Source organism: Jiella avicenniae (genome assembly GCF_021390325.1).
Lineage (GTDB): Bacteria > Pseudomonadota > Alphaproteobacteria > Rhizobiales > Rhizobiaceae > Jiella > Jiella avicenniae.
In genome coordinates, this window is record NZ_JAJUWU010000005.1 from 59,351 (window position 1) to 73,833 (window position 14,483).

The 14,483-nt window shown below is 67.0% G+C and carries 13 protein-coding genes; 10 read left to right on the top strand and 3 right to left on the bottom strand.

What is annotated here, in order from left to right; all coding sequences use genetic code 11:
• Nucleotides 1-223: 223 nt before the first annotated feature.
• Nucleotides 224-1,240, bottom strand: a complete 1,017-nt coding sequence (locus tag LZD57_RS06665) for a polyprenyl synthetase family protein (RefSeq protein ID WP_233718726.1) — start codon at nucleotides 1,238-1,240, stop codon at nucleotides 224-226.
• A 347-nt stretch (nucleotides 1,241-1,587) separates the two neighbouring features.
• On the opposite strand from LZD57_RS06665, the gene LZD57_RS06670 reads away from it, so the two are divergent.
• From LZD57_RS06670 to LZD57_RS06700, 7 genes are all read left to right on the top strand, one after another.
• The gene (locus LZD57_RS06670; protein ID WP_233718727.1) at nucleotides 1,588-1,815 is read left to right on the top strand and encodes a putative signal transducing protein; all 228 of its coding nucleotides are present in this window, start codon (nucleotides 1,588-1,590) and stop codon (nucleotides 1,813-1,815) included.
• Between the two features lie 28 nt (nucleotides 1,816-1,843).
• Nucleotides 1,844-2,653: a tRNA1(Val) (adenine(37)-N6)-methyltransferase gene (locus tag LZD57_RS06675; RefSeq protein WP_233718729.1), complete on the top strand. Its 810-nt coding sequence runs from the start codon at nucleotides 1,844-1,846 to the stop codon at nucleotides 2,651-2,653.
• Between the two features lie 111 nt (nucleotides 2,654-2,764).
• A complete protein-coding gene (locus tag LZD57_RS06680; RefSeq protein WP_233718730.1) occupies nucleotides 2,765-3,634 on the top strand; it encodes a S49 family peptidase in 870 nt (289 codons plus the stop codon).
• A gap of 128 nt (nucleotides 3,635-3,762) precedes the next feature.
• Nucleotides 3,763-3,945: a hypothetical protein gene (locus LZD57_RS06685; RefSeq protein WP_233718731.1), complete on the top strand. Its 183-nt coding sequence runs from the start codon at nucleotides 3,763-3,765 to the stop codon at nucleotides 3,943-3,945.
• A 144-nt stretch (nucleotides 3,946-4,089) separates the two neighbouring features.
• Complete coding sequence (locus LZD57_RS06690; RefSeq protein WP_233718733.1) at nucleotides 4,090-5,259, top strand: zinc-dependent alcohol dehydrogenase; 1,170 nt, start codon at nucleotides 4,090-4,092, stop codon at nucleotides 5,257-5,259.
• Nucleotides 5,260-5,465: 206 nt separating this feature from the next.
• Nucleotides 5,466-7,409 (top strand): putative bifunctional diguanylate cyclase/phosphodiesterase, encoded by a 1,944-nt coding sequence (locus LZD57_RS06695; protein WP_233718734.1) that lies wholly within the window; start codon nucleotides 5,466-5,468, stop codon nucleotides 7,407-7,409.
• 162 nt (nucleotides 7,410-7,571) lie between these two features.
• A complete protein-coding gene (locus tag LZD57_RS06700; protein ID WP_233718736.1) occupies nucleotides 7,572-8,513 on the top strand; it encodes a glycine--tRNA ligase subunit alpha in 942 nt (313 codons plus the stop codon).
• 92 nt (nucleotides 8,514-8,605) lie between these two features.
• Here the strand turns inward: LZD57_RS06700 and LZD57_RS06705 are convergent, their stop codons facing one another.
• Together LZD57_RS06705 and LZD57_RS06710 are read right to left on the bottom strand one after the other, a co-directional pair.
• Complete coding sequence (locus LZD57_RS06705; RefSeq protein ID WP_233718738.1) at nucleotides 8,606-9,034, bottom strand: type II toxin-antitoxin system VapC family toxin; 429 nt, start codon at nucleotides 9,032-9,034, stop codon at nucleotides 8,606-8,608.
• Nucleotides 9,031-9,282: a type II toxin-antitoxin system Phd/YefM family antitoxin gene (locus LZD57_RS06710; RefSeq protein WP_233718739.1), complete on the bottom strand. Its 252-nt coding sequence runs from the start codon at nucleotides 9,280-9,282 to the stop codon at nucleotides 9,031-9,033. Before LZD57_RS06710 ends, LZD57_RS06705 begins: the two co-directional genes overlap by 4 nt.
• Before the next feature lie 639 nt (nucleotides 9,283-9,921).
• Here LZD57_RS06710 and LZD57_RS06715 point away from each other — a divergent pair.
• From LZD57_RS06715 to fdxA, 3 genes are all read left to right on the top strand, one after another.
• Nucleotides 9,922-13,362, top strand: coding sequence for a helicase-related protein (locus LZD57_RS06715; RefSeq protein WP_233718741.1), 3,441 nt, complete (start codon nucleotides 9,922-9,924; stop codon nucleotides 13,360-13,362).
• Nucleotides 13,352-13,795, top strand: a complete 444-nt coding sequence (locus LZD57_RS06720) for an RNA-binding S4 domain-containing protein (protein ID WP_233718742.1) — start codon at nucleotides 13,352-13,354, stop codon at nucleotides 13,793-13,795. Before LZD57_RS06715 ends, LZD57_RS06720 begins: the two co-directional genes overlap by 11 nt.
• 201 nt (nucleotides 13,796-13,996) lie before the next feature.
• Nucleotides 13,997-14,335 carry a ferredoxin FdxA gene (gene fdxA, locus LZD57_RS06725; protein ID WP_233718744.1) on the top strand — a complete coding sequence of 113 codons (339 nt, stop codon included), beginning with the start codon at nucleotides 13,997-13,999 and terminating at the stop codon, nucleotides 14,333-14,335.
• The last annotated feature ends 148 nt before the right edge of the window (nucleotides 14,336-14,483 follow it).

Consider the following 14,483-nt stretch of genomic DNA (forward strand, 5'->3'; position numbering starts at 1 on the left):
CTTTCCTCCGGCAGAGCCGGTGCGGTTTCCTTGCAAGATGCCGCGGTCGGGGCAGCCCGGATGGCTCGCGAAGTGACGCGAACTCGCAGCAATTTGCAAGTCTCTTCGGCGTGTTGCACAAAGACCTTGACCGCAATGCGACGGGCCCCGCGACAAGGGCCGGCGATCACGGCGACGTGGCCGCGGGCCCTTGTCCTTCGAGCCCGCGCGGTCTGCGAACCCCTCAGTTCAGCCGATCGACGCAGAAGTCGACGACGCCCAGCATCGCCTCGCGGGCCGGCGAAGGCGGCAGCGTCGAGGCGGCGCGGAAGGCCTCCTCGCCGAAGCCTCGCGCCCGCTCGATCGTCGCCTCGAGCGCGCCGTGGCGCTGCAAGAGATCCTTGGCCCGGGCGAGCGCTGCGTCGTCGTTCTCGCCGCTCTCCATCGCGCTCTGCCAGAACGCCTTTTCCGCCACGTCGCCCTTGGCGTAGGCGAGAATGACGGGCAGGGTGATCTTGCCTTCGCGGAAGTCGTCGCCGGTGTTCTTGCCGAGATCGGCGAGCGAGCCGCGATAGTCGAGGACGTCGTCGACGAGCTGGAACGCCAGCCCGAGCGAGCGGCCGTAGTCGCGCATCGCCGCGCGCTCCTCCTCTCCCTTGTCGGCGAGCACCGGCCCGACCTCGGTGGCCGCGGAGAAGAGGGCTGCGGTCTTGGCGTCGATCACGGCGAGGTAGTCCGCCTCGCTGGTGGTCATCTGTTTGGCCGCGGCGAGCTGCCAGACCTCTCCCTCGGCGATCACGGCAGACGCCGCGGACAGGATCGCCAGGGCATCCAGCGAGCCCACCTCGACCATCGTCTTGAAGGCCTGGCCGAGCAGGAAGTCGCCGACGAGGACGCTCGCCTGGTTGCCCCAGATGGTCCGCGCCGTGCTCTTGCCGCGTCGCATGTCGCTCTCGTCGACGACGTCGTCATGGAGCAGCGTCGCCGTGTGCATGAACTCGACGCTGGCGGCGAGCTTGACGTGATCGGCGCCGTCATAGCCGTGCGCCAGCGCCGAGGCGATGGTCAGCATCGGCCGCAGCCGCTTGCCGCCGGAGGAGATCAGATGTTCGGCGATCTCGGGGATCAGCGTCACGTTCGAGCCGGCCATGGCGAGGATGAGATCGTTGACCCGGGCCATGTCGGCCTTGGTCAGCGCCAGGATCGGATCGATCGACCCGCGGGTCTGCCGCTGTGCGGCGCGGATGGCCAGGCTCACCATGCTTCTCCGTTGTTCGAGCTCTCCGCAGAGCAAATTCTGCGCTGCAATAGGCCGAGGGCGCGGCGCCCCGCAAGGGCGGTTCCGGCGGCTTCGTCCAAGCCCACCGCAGGCGTGCGGCGCGTGGCGTCCCTGTTCGCCAAGATGGCATCTTCGCGCCGCGCGTCCATTCGAAGCGCGGCCCGGGACCGAAATTGCCGCACCGGTCGGCCATGCCGCCGCCTTCTCGCGACGCTCACCGGCCGAGCGGTCGGCGCTGCGGCACTTTCGCCTCGACAACACGTTGTGTGAGCGAAAAGATGACGGCCGATCCACAGGGCGGCTGAACGCCGCCGGCGAAAGGATGCTTCATGAAGGAACTCATGCGATCGAACGACGCGGTGCTGATCTCGTTCGTCGACGCCCTGCTCAACGATGCCGAGATCCTGCATTTCGTCGCCGACGCCCACATGAGCATTCTAGACGGCTCGATCGGCGTCCTGCCACGGCGCGTCCTCGTCGATCCCGAGCGCCTCGAACAGGCGCGCCGGCTCCTGCGCGATGCCGATCTCGGCCACGAGATTTCCGTGGCCGACTGATACGGGCCCGACGGAGAACCTGCATGTGATGGCGGCCGATCCCACTGGCGATTCGACGATCGACGGGCGTCCCGTGCGCCTCGACGCCTTTCATGACGGCGGCTTCGCCGTGTTCCAGCCGAAGGGCTGGGGTTATCGCTCCGGCCTCGACGCGATGCTGCTCTGCGCCTGCGTCGCCCCCGGTTTCGCCGGCCGGATCGCCGATCTCGGCGCCGGCTCGGGCGTCGTCGGCTTCGGCGCGGCGCTTCGGGCACCGGAGGCTTCGGTGGCGCTCGTCGAGGCCCAGCCGATCATGGCGTCGCTCTGCCGACAGTCGCTCGCCCTGCCGCAAAACGCGCATCTGGCGAGACGGATCGCCGTCGCCGAAATCGACATCGGAAGCGGCCGCCCGTCGCGCGAAGCGGCGGGCCTCGGCGATTCGGCCTTCGATCTCGTTCTGACCAACCCGCCTTTTCACCCGGCGAACCACCGCCGGCCGCCGGATCCGGTGAGAGAGCGGGCGCTGTTTCCCGCGGACGGCATGTCGCTCGGCCGCTGGTTCGCCGTCGCCGCCGCGCTGTTGGCGCCGAAAGGTCGGCTGGTGGCCGTGTTGAGGACCGACCGCCTCGGCGAGGTCCTGCAAGCGATCGAACCCCGCTTCGGCGAGGCGACCGTCCTGCCGGTCCACGGCCGGGCCGGTGCGCCGGCCGAGCGCGTCGTCGTCGCCGCGAGGAAGGGAACGCGCGCGCCGCTGCGGCTGCTCGAAGGGATCGCGCTCGACGACGGCGCCGGCGGGCCGACGGCTCTGTCCGGAAAGATCGCCCGCGGCATTGCGACGCTGCCCCTCGCCGAGATGTGAAGCCGCCCTGACGCGGCGCCGGCGGGCGTCGGGAAGGCGCGCGATTGCGAAGCGGCGGGGAGTGCTTAAATGCACCGGGACCTGAAAACGAACCGCACCCGAAGGCATCCCTTGGCCAACCCGCTCAAGAAACTCCTCCCGAAGCGCTTTCGCCGGGAGGGCGTCACCATTCCGGTGGTCAAGCTCTCGGGCATGATCGCGGCCTCCAGTTCGCCCTTCCGTCAGGGTCTGTCGATCGCGACGGCCGCCCCGCTGCTCGAAAAGGCGTTCGGCGACAAGGCCGCCCCGGCCGTCGCCATCGTCGTCAATTCGCCCGGCGGTTCGCCGGTGCAGTCGCGGCTGATCTTCAAGCGGATCCGCGATCTGGCCGAAGAAAAGCAGAAGACCGTGCTCGTCTTCGTCGAGGACGTCGCGGCCTCTGGTGGCTACATGATCGCCTGCGCCGGCGACGAGATCATCGCCGACCCGTCCTCGATCGTCGGCTCGATCGGCGTCGTCTCCGGGTCCTTCGGCTTCGTCGAGGCGATCGCCAAGCTCGGCATCGAGCGGCGCGTCCACACCGCCGGGCAGAACAAGGCGACGCTCGACCCGTTCCAGCCGGAAAAGCCCGAGGACGTGGCGCATCTGAAAGCCTTGCAGCTCGAGGTGCACGACACCTTCATCGATCTCGTCAAGTCGCGACGCGGGGCAAAGCTCGTCGAGGACGACCAGATGTTCTCCGGTCTCTTCTGGTCCGGCAAGCGCGGGCTGGACCTCGGCCTCGTCGACGCTCTCGGCGACATCCGCGAGACCCTGCGGCTGCGCTATGGCGAGACCGTGAAACTGGACCTGATCAGCCAAGGGCGATCGCTGTTCGGCCGCAAGCCGAAGGGTATCAGCGCCGGGACCGATGGCGCCCTCGCCGCGATCGGCGAGGGCGTGGCCGACCGGATCTTCGCCCAACTCGAGGAACGGGCGATCTGGGCGCGATTCGGGCTCTGAGGAGCGTTGCCTCCGCTCGCGGAGGCTCCGCGGCAGTTAGGCGAAGATGCCGCAGATGGTGAATTGCCGGCATGGCGGCGAAGGCGCATAATGCTGCCGGAAGGTGTGTTTTGGAGATGATCGAAGCGATGCCCCAGCTCATACTCCTGGGCCTCGTCGGAGCCGCTGCCTGGCTCGGCTACAAGCAGATGGCGAAGGATGCCGAGAAGGTGTCCGAGCGCAATCGTCAGGCCGAGGCGGAGGTGCGCAACGGCGCCCAGGGCACGCTCGTGCGCGGGCCGGACGGCGTATACCGCGTCCGCAAGGACTGACGTCCCGCGAATGCGACGGGCACCAGGCCGCCCACAGGGGCGCAACCCTTAGCTGCCTGCGCAAGCAGGCGGCTAACAGCTTGGAACAGACCGCTCTCCGCGAGATTGGCGAGGCACACGCTCGAATCTCACGGAGTATCCGCGATGAAAGCCATCACCTGGCACGGCAAGCACGACATGCGCTGCGAAAGCGTCCCCGATCCCGAGATCGAGGACGGCCGCGACGTCATCATCAAGACCACGGCCTGCGCGATCTGCGGGTCGGATCTCCATTTCTACGACGGTTTCATGCCCGGCATGGAATCGGGCGACATCGTCGGCCACGAATTCATGGGCGAGGTGATGGAGGTCGGCCGCGACACGAAGAAGCTGAAGGTCGGCGACCGCATCGTCGTGCCGTTCACCATCGTCTGCGGCGAATGCGATCAGTGCCGGCGCGGGAACTTCTCCGTCTGCGAGCGCTCCAACCGCAATGCCGACACCGCCGCCAAGATGTTCGGCCACACGACGGCGGGCCTTTATGGCTATTCGCATCTGACCGGGGGCTATTCCGGCGGGCAGGCGGAATATGTGCGTGTTCCCTACGCCGACGTCGGCCCCGTGAAGGTCCCCGACGGCATGACCGACGAGGAGGTGCTGTTTCTCGGCGACATCCTGCCGACGGGTTGGCAGGGCGCCAAGAACTGCGACATCCAGCCGACGGACACGGTGGCGATCTGGGGCGCCGGTCCGGTCGGCCTCTTCGCCCTGCAGAGCGCGATCATCCAGGGCGCCAAGCAGGTCGTCGTCATCGACGAGGTGCCGGAGCGCCTGGCCATCGCCGAGCGGATGGGCGCGATCACCATCAATTTTCAGGAAGAGAGCACGGTCGAGCGCCTGAACGACCTCACCCAGGGCAAGGGGCCGGAATGCTGCATCGACTGCGTCGGCATGGAGGCCCATTCCGGCTACGGGATCGAGCATCTCTACGATCGCGCCAAGCAGACGGTGATGGCCGAGACCGACCGGCCGCACGTTTTGCGCGAGATGATCTATGTCTGCAGGCCGGGCGGCACGATCTCCGTGCCGGGCGTCTATGGCGGCCTCGTCGACAAGATCCCCTTCGGCGCGGCGATGAACAAATCCCTGAGCTTCAAGATGGGCCAGACCCATGTGAACAAATGGGCCGACGACCTTCTGGTGCGTATCCAGGAGGGCCAGTTCGACACGACCTCCTTCATCTCGCACCGAGGCACGCTGGAAGACGGGCCGGAACTCTACAAGACCTTCCGTGACAAGAAGGACGGTTGCACCAAGGTGGTGCTGCGGCCGTAACCGAGGCGGCGACGACCACGCATGGGATGATCTGGAGACGAAGCCGGGCGGGCCTTTCGGGCCGCCCGGCTTTTTGTGCCTCGACGGAATGACATTCGCATTGGACGAGCGTTTTCGCGCCGGGAACCCAGAATCACGCGAAATCCGCCGAGCTAACTTCGGCTTAATGCTGCTTGCGTAATGATATATTCGTTGCGGAGGCAAACGTGCTCGTTCTCAAGAAGTCCGTCGACTGGCTCACTTTTCGGTCCGTACAGCCCGGGCTCGCCGTGGCACAGTTCCGCGAGCTGCAGCGGCAGATTCCGCTCCTCTACGCTTTGCTCAGCGTGAATGCCTTGGCGGTCGCCTATACTCATCACGGCACCGCGCCCGAGTGGATGACGGTCTGGGTTCCGGCCTTGCTTCTGACGGTCAGCGTCGTTCGCCTGGTGAAATGGCTGATTTCCCCTGTGGCAAGGGTCAGCGAAGAGGAGGCGATCCGGGCTTTGAAGCGCACCACGATCCTGGGATCCGTGATCGCGGTCGCCTACATCTCGTGGTCGCTGCAGCTCAGCCGGTACGGGAACGAGCATCAGCAAAGTCACGTCGCGATCTTCATCGCGATCACGGTCATCGGTTGCATCTTCTGTCTGATGCATCTGCCCCAGGCCGCTTTGTCGGTCACGGCCATCGTCACTCTCCCCTATCTTGCCTACTACGTCTCGCCCGACGACGCGATCTATACCGCCGTCGGCTTCAACATCCTCCTCGTCACGCTGGTGATGATCCGCGTCCTGCTCAACAGTTTCGACGGCTTCGCGATGTTGATCCGAACCCAGGTGCATACCGAGAAATTGAACCGGGAGATCACCAAGCTCGCCCATACCGACATGCTGACCGGGCTCCCGAACCGGCGCCTCTTCTTCACCGAAGCCGACCGCAGAATTGGACACTGTCGCACGGCGGGACGCGAGCTTGCCCTGGGCGTCATCGATCTCGATCGCTTCAAGGCCGCGAACGACACGTTCGGTCACGTGGTCGGGGACGAGATTCTCGGTGCGGTCGGAGAGCGCTTGCGGGACATTTTCGTAAACCACGACGGGCTCGTGGCGCGTCTGGGCGGTGACGAGTTCGCCTTCGTGGTCGAGGGTGACGATGCGAAGGCGCTGGCGCTCGCGGGACACGTTTGTCAGGCTCTCGCGGCACCGTTCCATCTGGAGGACATCACCGTCTCGATCGGCGCCTCCTGCGGCATCGCGACGACGCACGATGTCTTGGGGACCTCGCGCGAACTCTACGATTGTGCCGACTACGCCCTTTACAAGACCAAGAGCGAGCGCCGCGGCTTTGCGACACTCTACTCGCCCGAGCACGAACAGCGCATCCGCTCCGAACGAGCCGTGGAAGCGGCCCTTCAGGTGGCCGACCTCGACGAAGAGATGGAGGTCCATCTCCAGCCGATCGCCAGCATCGACGGAGGGACCGTCGCGTTCGTAGAGGCGCTCGCGCGCTGGACGAGCCCGGAACTCGGCCCGGTCGCGCCCGACGTCTTCATCCTGCTCGCCGAGCGGGCGGGCATCATGCACCGCCTGACCCTGACGCTTCTCGGCAAGGCGCTTGCCCACCTCGAACGGCTTCCGGCGGAGGTGATGCTCTCCTTCAATCTGTCGGCGCACGACATCACCTGTCACGAGACGGTGGTCGCCATCATGTCGCTCGTGCGGCGCTCGGGCGTTCACCCGTCCCGGCTCGTCATGGAGCTGACGGAAACCGCTGTCGTCAGAGATTTCGAGGCCGCCGAGGCGTCGATGCGGCTGCTTCGCTCGCTCGGGATCAAGATCGCTCTCGACGATTTCGGCACCGGGCAGTCGAGCCTCAGCTATCTGCGCAGGCTGCCGATCGACAAGGTCAAGATCGACAGAAGCTTCGTCGCCGGCGCCGACGATGTCGAAGGGCGCGAGCTACTCTCCGCCGTCGTCGCCTTCTGCAAGTCGATGCGCATGCAATGCATCGCGGAAGGCGTGGAAGACGCCTCGCAGCTTCGCTTCCTGCAGTCGATCGACTGCGACTTCTTTCAGGGTTATCTGCTCGCCAAGCCACTGCCGATCGACGAGCTCGTCGTTCTGGTGCAGGGCAGGGGACTGCCGGACCAACGGCTGGCAAAAGCCTGATCATGCTTCCGGCCCGGACGATTCCTCGGCAACGATCGAACCCCCGCGGCCGCCCGCCGTCGCCTCAGCCTTGACCGGCCTCCCGCCCCCGTGGCAACTCGCGTCCGACCCCTTTTCGCCCGTCGCGTCCAGCCGCGCGGGCTCATGCCGGACCGCCCCATCATGTCAGACATCGCCCCCCACATGGACCCGCGCCGCTCGTTTCAGGCGCTGATCCTGACGCTGCATCGCTACTGGGCCGACTATGGCTGCGTCGTGCTCCAGCCCTACGACATGGAGGTCGGCGCCGGCACCTTCCATCCGGCGACGACGCTGCGGGCCTTGGGTCCGCGGCCGTGGAATGCCGCATACGTCCAGCCGTCGCGGCGGCCGAAGGACGGGCGCTACGGCGAGAACCCCAACCGGCTGCAGCACTACTATCAGTATCAGGTGATCCTGAAGCCGAACCCGGCGAACCTGCAGGAGCTCTATCTCGGCTCTTTAAAGGCGATCGGCATCGACACCGGCCTGCACGACATCCGTTTCGTCGAGGACGACTGGGAGAGCCCGACGCTCGGCGCCTGGGGCCTCGGCTGGGAGTGCTGGTGCGACGGCATGGAGGTCTCGCAGTTCACCTACTTCCAGCAGGTCTGCGGCATCGAATGCGCGCCCGTCGCCGGCGAGCTGACCTACGGGCTTGAGCGTCTGGCGATGTACGTCCAGAACGTCGACAACGTCTACGACCTCAATTTCAACGGCCGCGAGGGGGCCGAGAAAGTCTTCTATGGCGACGTCTTCCTGCAGGCCGAGCAGGAATATTCCCGCTTCAACTTCGAGATCGCCGATACGAAGATCCTGCATCAGCACTTCATCGATGCGGAAAACGAGTGCAAGGCAGTGCTGGCCTTCGGCGCCCCGGCGGAAGCCGGCGGCCTGCACAAATGCGTCCTGCCGGCCTACGACCAGTGCATCAAGGCGTCCCACGTCTTCAACCTGCTCGACGCCCGCGGCGTCATCTCGGTGACCGAGCGCCAGAGCTACATCCTGCGCGTCCGGAACCTCGCCAAGGCCTGCGGCGAGGCGTTTTTGCTGACGGATGCCGGTGGGGCGAACTGGAAGGGCTGATCGTCCATTGCGACGATCGTCGCGCGGGATTTTGCCGCCTGCCGCCCAGCGCGGGAATGGCTTGAGGCCCTGGCCCGGGTGCTGCCTGACGCCTAGCCCGGACCCTGCACGAACGGATCGATGACCGTGATCTCGGGAAAGCGGAAATCCCGCGTGTTCCTGGTGAGTACCACGAGGCCGTGGACTGCGGCCGTCGCGGCAATCAGGCTGTCATAGCTCTCGGTGGCTGCCTCGGCCTGCATCGCGCCGCAGAGCAGCGCCTCCGTCGCGCCGAACGGCAGTATTCGGCCGTCATAGGCAGGCAGGACGTTGCCGGCGAGCCAGCGGTCGAGGACTGCCGCCTCGTCGGGCGCGCGGCGCTTGAGCCGAAGGATGCCCCTCCGGATTTCCATGATGGTGAACGCCGACAGGAAGAAGGCACGCTGTGGCACCTCCACGAACCACCGCTGCACCAGCGGAGCGGCCCGACGCCCCTTGCGCGCTTCCGAAAGGACGTTCGTGTCGACGAGGTATGTCGTCAAAACGTGACCTGCCGGCCAGCCGGGGCAGGGCGCTCGAAGTCGATGTCGATGCCGGAGGCGTCCTCGCTGGCGAGGAGATCGAGCATGGTGGGGCCGGCCTTCTCGCCACTCATCCGCCGAAATTCCTCGTGGGTCATCAAGACGAAGGCGGGCTTGCCCCGATCTGTGATGACGACCGGCGACACGGCGGCGGCGCGCTTTGCTGCTCCGATGTCCTGATTGAGTTCGCGCGACGAGATCGTGGTCATGACCGCCTCCTTGTAGTAACGAAAAAATAGGTTACTACATTGAGCTGGTCAAGAAGCTCAGACCCACGCGGTGGCGCCACCGGAGCTTGGAGCCCGGCAGCGTTACGGGCAAGTCCCGCTGATCTTCGTCCGAGCTCGCGATGTCGGGAAAGGGTACCATGGGCCGTAGCGCACGGGCCCTTCCGGGGAACGTCGGCGGAAAGGCTCTCGATGCTCAGATCGTAGGACGTCTCGATCGCAATAGAGCATGATCCCGAAAAGTGGGAACCGGTTTTCGGAAAAGATCATGCGCAAACAGAAAGATGGAGCGGGACGATGAGCGAAGCTCATTTTATCTCGCTCTAGCGAACCAGCCGCGGAAGTCGCCCCGTCCGAGCCCGGATGGAAGGCGTAGAAGGTGGCTGTCGATTGCGGTTCAGAAGGGGTTTGGAAAACGTCGGAGAAAGCGGGACGCGCGACCGAAGTGACGCGCAAGCCCTGACGGAGCGTTGACGCGTCTAAACCGCGATCGCGGAAAGCCGTCTTCTCGGTTCGCTTCGCGGTCGAGGCTTTTGCATTGGCTTCCAACGCACTAGGTTGGTGACACACAAGCGAGAGCCGTGTTCTCGCCAGCCGACGCGCTCCGCAATCGACGGGCTCATGAACCGACTGACAATTCCCCAGCCCTCAGCCACGGCGCGCCCCGCCGACGCCAACGTCACGGCCGTCCTCGGGCCGACGAACACCGGCAAGACCCATCTCGCCATCGAGCGGATGATCGCCCATGGCTCCGGCACCATCGGCCTGCCGCTCAGGCTCTTGGCGCGGGAAGTCTATCAGAAGGTCTGCGACCGGGTCGGCGCCGGCCATGTGGCGCTGATCACCGGCGAGGAGAAGATCCGGCCGCCGAACGCCCGCTATTTCGTCTGCACCGTCGAAGCGATGCCGCGCAATCCCGGCACCGCCTTCGTCGCCGTCGACGAGGTGCAACTCGCCGGTGATCTCGAACGCGGCCATACCTTCACCGACCGGATCCTCACCGCCAGGGGCTTTCAGGAAACGCTGCTGCTCGGCGCCGGCACCATGCAGGGCGTCCTCTCCCGGCTGATCCCCGGCCTGTCCACCCAGACCCGGCCGCGCATGTCGAACCTCGTCTACGCCGGCTCGAAGAAGATCACCCGGCTGCCGCGGCGCTCGGCCATCGTCGCCTTCTCGGCGGAGGAGGTCTATGCGATCGCCGAGCTGATCCGCCGCCAGCGCGGCGGCGCGGCGGTCGTCCTCGGGGCGCTCTCGCCCCGCACCCGCAACGCCCAGGTCGAGCTCTACCAGGCCGGCGAGGTCGACTATCTCGTCGCCACCGACGCCATCGGCATGGGCCTCAATCTCGACGTCGATCACGTCGCCTTCGCCCAGGACTGGAAATATGACGGCTTCCAGTACCGCCAGCTGACCGCGGCCGAATACGGTCAGATCGCCGGCCGGGCCGGCCGCCACGTGCGCGACGGCACCTTCGGCGTGACCGGCCAGGTCAATCCGCTGCCGGACGAACTCGTCGAGGCGTTGGAAGCCCACAGCTTCGCGCCGGTGAAGGTCGTCCAGTGGCGAAGCGGCGATCTCGATTTCGCGTCCATCGACGCGCTGAAGGACAGTCTGGAGCGCCCGCCGCCGAACGAGGCCCTGGCGAAGGCTTTGCCGGCCGTCGACCAGCGGGCGCTGGAATTCCTCGCCCGCCTGCCGGAGATCACCCGGCGGGCGCGGGGCGCAAAACGCGTCGAACTCTTGTGGGAGGCCTGCAAGCTTCCCGATTATCGGCGCATCGCGCCGGCCCAGCATGCCGAAATCATCGCCTCGATCTTCGCCGACGTCGCCGACAACGGCCATGTGTCCGAAGACTACATGGCCGCACAGGTGCGGCGGGCCGACCGCACCGAAGGCGATCTCGACACCCTGTCCCAGCGCATCGCCGAAATCCGCACCTGGACTTATATTTCGCACCGCCCGGACTGGCTTGCCGATCCGACACACTGGCAGGAAAAGACTCGCGACATCGAGGACCGGCTGTCCGACGCCCTGCACGACAGGTTGACGAAACGGTTCGTAGACCGCAGGACAAGCGTCTTGATGAAGCGGCTGAGAGAGAACGCGTTCATGGAAGCAGAAATCGCCAGCGACGGTACGGTGTCGGTCGAGGGCCACGCCGTGGGCGAACTGCAGGGTTTCCGTTTCTCGCCCGACACGAAAGCCGAGGGCGCGGACGGGCGGGCCGTCCGCACGGCTGCGCAAAAGGCGCTGGCCGGCGAGTTCGAAAAGCGGGCGGAGCGCTTCGCCAATGCTCCGAACGGCGATCTGGCGCTCGGCTCCGACGGGCTGATCCGCTGGCTCGGTGCGCCGGTCGCGACGCTGACGGGGGGCGAGGATCCGCTCAAGCCGCGAATCGTCGTGCTGGCCGACGAGCAGCTGACCGGCCCGGCGCGGGACATGGTCTCGGCCCGGCTCGAGCGATTCGTCACCTATCAGGTCTCCACCATCCTGAAGCCGCTCGCCGATCTGAAGCAGGGCGAGGGCCTCGAGGGCGTCGCCCGCGGGCTCGCCTATCGCCTCGTCGAGGAATACGGCATCCTGCAGCGCCGCGACGTCTCGGAGGAAGTGCGCGGGCTCGATCAGGCGGCGAGAGCCGCCCTGCGGCGCTGCGGCGTCCGGTTCGGCGCCTACCACATCTTCGTGCCGACGCTGATCAAGCCGGCCCCGGCCAGCCTCCTGACGCTGCTCTGGGCGATCCAGAACGACGGCCGCGACCGGCCGGGCTTCAGCGACGTGACGCATCTGCTTTCGACCGGACGGACCTCGGCCGTCGCCGATACGGCCTACGATCCGATCTTCTACAAGCTCGCCGGCTACAGGCTGCTCGGCCGCAGGGCGGTGCGCGTCGACATTCTGGAGCGTCTCGCCGATCTCATCCGGCCGGCGCTCGGCTGGAAGCCCGGCACCGGCAAGCGCCCGGACGGCGGCTACAACGGCGCCCAGTTCCTGGTGACTCCGGCGATGATGTCGATCCTCGGCGCGACCGCCGACGACATGGACGAGATCCTCAAGGGTCTCGGCTATCGGCCGCAGCCGATGCAGGCTGACGCCGTCGAGGCGGAGCTGTCGCGTCTCGACGAGGAAGCCGCCGCCAAGGACGCGGCCGACAAGGCCGAGGCCGCGCGCAAGGCTGCCGAAGCCGCCGCCAGCGCCGCAGCGCCGCAGCCGCCCGAGGCGTCTGGCGAGGAAGCGCCGGCGGGTGAGGCGGGCGAAGCCGTCGCCGCAGAAGCTCCCGAAGCGGGCCAGCCGGACGTCGTCGCTGCGCATGATGACGAGGCTGCCCCCGCTGCGGACCGCGCCGATCCGACGGATGGCGAAGCCCCGGCAACTTCCGGGGATGCGGCGCAACTGCCTGCGTCAGAGCCGGAGCCGGCCAGCGAAACGCCGGCCGCGACCCCCGCCGAGTATGGAGCCGGCGCCGCCGGTGAAGCCGTCGTCGAGGCTGCCGTGGCGCCGGTCGCCACGGATGCCGTCTCGGCCGGCGACGAGACGGAGGCAGCAGGCGGCGACGTCGCCGCCGAGGCATCGAGCGGGCCCGCCCCGGAAGGGACGTCGGCTGCCGATCCGGCTGCTGCGCCGGAACAGGCCGCGGGCGGAGAGGCGCCGGCCCAGCCCGAGGAGCCCGCAGAGCCGCGCATCGTGCAGGTCTGGCGGCCGCATCGCGGCGACCGCAATCCCGGCCAGAACCGCCAGGGTCGCCGGGGACGCGCCGCAGGACAGGGACGCCAGGGGCAGGGTCAGCCGGGCGAGGCGGCGACGGAGGCCGGCCCCTCCCAGGGGCGGCAGCGTTTCGCCCGTCGCCACGAGAACCAGGACGGCGAAGGCCGGCCGCAGCGCTTCGGCAAGGGCGGCGGTAAGGGCACGGACCAGAAGGGCCAGGATTTCGGGGATCGCTCCAACCGTGGCCCGCATCGCGACAAGAACGACGGCGGCGGCCGACGGGACAAGGCGCCGCAGCGCATCGATCCGGATTCGCCCTTCGCCAAGCTGGCAGCCCTGAAGGAAAAGCTTGGACGCTGACGAGGACGAGAACGGCCCGGCGGGCAAGGGCGCCCAGCGTCTCGACAAGTGGCTGTTCTTCGCCCGCGTCGTGAAGTCCCGCACTCTCGCCCAGAAGCTCGTCCTTTCCGGCGGCGTGCGACTCAATCGCGACAAGATCACCAATCCGGCGAGGCAGGTGCGGGTCGGCGATACGCTGACGATCTCCTATGCCCGCGCGGTCCGCGTGCTGAAAATCCGCCAGCCGGGCGCAAGGCGCGGCCCGGCGAGCGAGGCGGCCGGACTCTACGAGGACCTGTCGCCGGCGCCGATCCGGGCGGCGTCCGGCGAAGATGGTGACGAGGCGCCGAGATCTACGCCTGCTGCCGCGGCGAGGGCGCCGGAAGCGGATGCACCGCGGCCTTCCAAGAAGGATCGGCGGGCGCTCGCCCGTCTGAAGGGCGGCGATCCGTAACGCACCCTGCCTTCGGACGATCGGTGCGAAGGCGATCGTCCGGCCGGGAAATATCTTTGCGGATTCGGCCGCCGGGACGACAAGCTTTGCGCTTGCAAGGCAATTTGCGAGTGGCTAGGTCCTGTGACGAAGGATAGGCCCCGTGTGCCGCCACGCGGCCCGGGCGAGACGGCGGTCTCAGGCCGCCCGAGAGGATGACAGATGACTTATGTCGTGACCGACAATTGCATTCGCTGCAAATACATGGACTGCGTCGAAGTGTGTCCGGTCGACTGTTTCTACGAAGGCGAGAACATGCTCGTCATCCATCCCGACGAATGCATCGACTGCGGCGTCTGCGAACCCGAATGTCCGGCCGAGGCGATCAAGCCCGACACCGAGCCCGACCTCGACAAGTGGCTGACGGTCAACGCCGAATATGCCGAGAAATGGCCGAACATCACGATCAAGCGTGAAGCGCCGGCGGATGCCGAGAAATACGACGGCGAGGACGGCAAGTTCGAGAAATACTTCTCGGCCGAGTCCGGCCAGGGCGACTGAGGCAGTCGCGCATCGAGGGCGCCGACGTCCTTCGGGCAGCGCGCGAAGCGCTTCGGCTCGGGCCCGCAAGCCGTCATTTCAAGGCAATGAGCGATTGCGTTCCGCATGCCGGTGGTCGGCGCGCGGGCGCGTCGGCCTCGCGATTCGT